The sequence below is a fragment of the Pseudomonas sp. P5_A2_2 genome (assembly GCF_054177685.1).
In genome coordinates, this window is sequence record NZ_JBGCUL010000428.1 from 1 (window position 1) to 3773 (window position 3773).

Here is a 3773-nt window from a genome sequence, read left to right on the forward strand (position 1 = left end):
GTGCATTGCTGGCGGAGCTGGCCGGGGTGCTGGGTGCAATCGGGGTTTGCTATTGGTTCTTTGGTTGATCGGCCCCGTCAGCCAATGCTTTCAGCGCCGCCTTGCGCTCGCCCGCGGGCAAGGCGCCGAGCTTCTCCACGGCGGCATAAAACCTGAGCCAATCGCCATTCACCTGATGGAACAGCACGGCAAATGCCGGTACCCATTGGTCGTATAAACCAAACGGCAAAAGTCGGGCATTGTTCATCGGGGCATAGATCCAGGCGTCGTAGCGTTTGTCTGCGGCCCACTGACTGTCACGCAATTGCCGGTATTCGCTGCGCAAGCGCTCGAACTCGGCAGCCTTGCGCTGGCGCATTTGTCCGGTTGGCAGCGGCAAGGTGTAGAGCTTTTCCAGTCGGGTGCGGGTCTTGAGCACCAACGCAGTGAACTGGTTGCGCTGACGCGCCTGCGCATTGTTATCCGGTGGCAGGAGGCGGTAGGCGCGCCATTGGCGAGTACCTTCCTGCTCGACGAAGGTGGCGAAGGATTCGTTGAACTCCGTGTCGTCCTTCACATAGAAGCGCTGATGGGCCAGCTCGTGAAAGATCAGCGTGGCCAGTCGCTCGTCCCCCCAGCCCATCATCGAACTGATGATCGGGTCGTTGAACCAGCCGAGTGTCGAATAGGCCTCGACGCCGCCAATCGACACGTCCATGCCCTGCAAACGTTGCAAAGCTGCTTCGCCGCGGGCTGCACTCTGGCTGTAGTAACCGCGGTAGGCCACGCAGCCGGCGATGGGGAAGCAGTGGTTTACAGGCTTGAGAGAAAATTCCGGCGTGGCGAAGACATTCCAGACCACGAAGGGGCGCCCAATGTCCGCGTACAAGCGGTAACTCTGGTTATCCGGCAGGTGCAATTGCTGGCTGGCGAACGTTCGGGCCTTTTGCGATTGCTCCAGGTGTGTGCGCAGTTTTTGATCGCGCGCCGGGTCGGCAATCACGCTGGAAACCGGCTCCCTGGCCCGCAGCAACTGCAGTTGGCCGCTGGCCAGTTGGTGGTAGTAGCTGACGCTGGCGCAACCGTTGAGCAACAAAAACATCACACCCGGAAACAAAACGCGAAAAACGCGATCAAGTAAGCCAAGGCTAGGAAGCGGCCTGAACACAATAATTCTTCCTTGGAGAGTCTTTCCGCAAGACTATCCTGCCTGACTGGAGCTCCGCTATGCGCATGTTGATACTGACAGGAGGCCTGCTGATGCTGGCCGGCTGTGCTTTTTTCGGACTACCCCGCCCTGATCCTGCGCAAGCCTGGATCGACCTGGACTCGAAGCAAAAAGATACGACTCTGCAGGCGCTGGAGGTTGATAACAAGGCCACCGACGACAAACGCTATTTCCAGGTCCGGCCCGGTAGCCATGAGCTGACGGTCCGCTACCAATTCTCGGTCCAGCCCACCAACATCGGCCCTGACGCCGAACCGTTGTGGCGCGATTGCCAGTTGAACGTGAAATTCAACGACTTCAACGCGGGCGAGCGTTATCGGCTAAAGGTGGGGAACATCGGTTTTCGGCCTTGGGCGAAGCTCTACGATGAACAGCGAAAAGTGGTTGGCCAAGGCACGCCTGCGGGCTGTCAACACACCTGATCGGCGTTATGCTGAATGTATAACCCCTTGGGACATTCATCATGTACAGGTTGATGCTGTTGCTGGCTGCCAGCATTGTCGCTGGCTGTCAGAGCCCGATGCCGACGGCTAATCCAAAGATGGCCTGGGTCGATTTTTCCACGCCCTTCCCTAACGATAAATTGCTGATGGCCGAGCGTCTGGATAAACAGCGCTTGGCCGACGGGCGTTTTTTTGAGGTTATGCCCGGCAGCCATGAACTGATCGTCCGCTTTGACTACGAAGTACCTGGTGGCGGGGGCTTGAACATGATGGGCGGCCCTTCTGAACGCATATGTTACTTGACCATCAACTTCGATCATTTCGAAGCCGGCCAACGTTATGTGCTTGAAGGCCGCTCGATTGCCTTCATCCCTGAAGCCAGGCTATACAACGCCAAGCGGGAGATCGTTGCAGAAGATCGGGAGTCTTACTGCTTGATGTGAGGTGTCAGCGGTCGTTCTTCTGGTAGATGATTTTCTTGGTGCCGTTTTCGCACGAGCCCACGACCATGTTCTGGTCGTGGACCTCGTCGTTGGTGACGATTTCAAGCGTGTAGGCGGTGACGCCACTGGCCTGGATCTTGGCTTCGATCTCGGCCTTGAGTTCTTCGCAGGGTTTCGGTGCCGCGAGGGCCGAAGTGGCCAGTGCGCAACAGATAACCGCCAGGGTAAAACGTTTCATGGTTGAAGCTCCTTTGACGCAGCACGCACAGTCATGGGTTTTCGCTGCTGTCGTTTATTCGACCACAGTTTTAGCGGGCAAATCTGTCGCGACGCAAAAAAGATCGCAGACTTGAGCACCATCTACCGAATGATCCCGGCAGGTTGCCAAGGCTGCGATCTTTTGTGTTCAACGAAAATCCAGCCAACCAGTGTGGCCTCCAGGCTGATCTTCGCATTCAGCACTTTGGAAACCGGGCAGCCCTGTCCGATCAATCTGCTTTTTTCGCGGGATTTTTTACCGGGCTATTGAAACTCGGGTATATGCCCACATTGCATGAACACGCTTTTGGATTCGGCAGGTTTGCGTTCGCAAGAACAAACCTGCGCCCTCAATTGGAGAAGCAGGTTTATGAAACGACTGTCCGATATCAAGTTCTCGACCCTCGACCTGGTGCCGGTGCGCGAGAACGGCAGCGCGGCCGAGTCGCTGCGCAATTCGCTGGACCTGGCGCAGCACGTCGAGAAACTCGGTTACAACCGCTTCTGGGTGGCTGAACACCACAACATGGACGGTATCGCCAGTTCCGCGACTTCGGTGCTGCTTGGTTACCTGGCCGGTGGCACGTCGACCATTCGTGTCGGTTCGGGTGGGGTGATGTTGCCCAACCACGCACCGTTGGTGATTGCCGAGCAGTTCGGCACCCTGGAAAGTCTATATCCGGGCCGCATTGACCTGGGCCTGGGGCGCGCGCCCGGTTCCGACCAGATGACCGCACGTGCGCTGCGCCGTGAACGCTCCGGCAGCGCCGACGATTTCCCGGAAGATGTGGCGGAGCTGGTGCGCTATCTCGGGCCGCGTACTCCGGACCAACGCATCATCGCCATGCCGGGCACCGGGAGCAATGTGCCAGTCTGGTTGTTGGGGTCGAGCCTGTTCAGTGCACAACTGGCCGGTGAGCGTGGTTTGCCCTACGCCTTCGCATCGCATTTCGCACCGCGCTACATGCATGAAGCGATTCGGGTCTATCGCAATCACTTCAAGCCGTCAGCCGTTTTGGACAAACCTTACGTGATGCTCGGCGTGCCTTTAGTGGCAGCCGATACCGACGAGCAGGCCGATTACCTGGCGACTTCGGTGTTCCAGCGGATTCTCGCCCTGATGCGTGGCCAAAGCCTGGTACAGCGTCCACCGGTGAAGACCATGGACGGCCTGTGGCTGCCCCATGAGAAAGAGGCCGTGCACGATTTCCTTGGCTTGGCCATGATCGGCAGCCCGCAGAAAATCCGCGCCAAACTCGAGGTCCTGATTGAACAGACCCAGRCCGACGAGCTGATTTTCACCTGTGACCTGTACGAACATTCGGATCGCGTGCATTCCTACGAGCTACTGGCGCAGCTCATGCGAGGCTGATACTCAAACGGCAGGCATAAAAAAGCCGGCGCCAGGGCGTCGGCTTATTC

6 protein-coding genes are annotated in these 3773 nt (G+C 57.9%); 4 read left to right on the top strand and 2 right to left on the bottom strand.

Features of this window, described 5'->3' with window-relative positions:
• Positions 1–49: 49 nt before the first annotated feature.
• Positions 50–1147 (bottom strand): aminopeptidase, encoded by a 1098-nt coding sequence (locus ACXRVY_RS19770; RefSeq protein WP_223459246.1) that lies wholly within the window; start codon positions 1145–1147, stop codon positions 50–52.
• 59 nt (positions 1148–1206) lie between these two features.
• Here ACXRVY_RS19770 and ACXRVY_RS19775 point away from each other — a divergent pair, with 59 nt between their 5' ends.
• Positions 1207–1629 (top strand): PA0061/PA0062 family lipoprotein, encoded by a 423-nt coding sequence (locus ACXRVY_RS19775; RefSeq protein ID WP_223459248.1) that lies wholly within the window; start codon positions 1207–1209, stop codon positions 1627–1629.
• A gap of 41 nt (positions 1630–1670) precedes the next feature.
• Positions 1671–2093, top strand: a complete 423-nt coding sequence (locus tag ACXRVY_RS19780; RefSeq protein ID WP_223459250.1) for a PA0061/PA0062 family lipoprotein — start codon at positions 1671–1673, stop codon at positions 2091–2093.
• A 4-nt stretch (positions 2094–2097) separates the two neighbouring features.
• Here the strand turns inward: ACXRVY_RS19780 and ACXRVY_RS19785 are convergent, their stop codons facing one another.
• Positions 2098–2331, bottom strand: coding sequence for a DUF1161 domain-containing protein (locus ACXRVY_RS19785; RefSeq protein WP_223459252.1), 234 nt, complete (start codon positions 2329–2331; stop codon positions 2098–2100).
• Positions 2332–2442: 111 nt separating this feature from the next.
• Here ACXRVY_RS19785 and ACXRVY_RS19790 point away from each other — a divergent pair, with 111 nt between their 5' ends.
• Together ACXRVY_RS19790 and ACXRVY_RS19795 are read left to right on the top strand one after the other, a co-directional pair.
• On the top strand, positions 2443–2622 hold the full coding sequence (locus tag ACXRVY_RS19790; protein WP_457266021.1) for a hypothetical protein: 180 nt from the start codon (positions 2443–2445) through the stop codon (positions 2620–2622).
• 99 nt (positions 2623–2721) lie between these two features.
• A complete protein-coding gene (locus ACXRVY_RS19795; protein ID WP_458238046.1) occupies positions 2722–3723 on the top strand; it encodes an LLM class flavin-dependent oxidoreductase in 1002 nt (333 codons plus the stop codon).
• Positions 3724–3773: the final 50 nt, after the last annotated feature.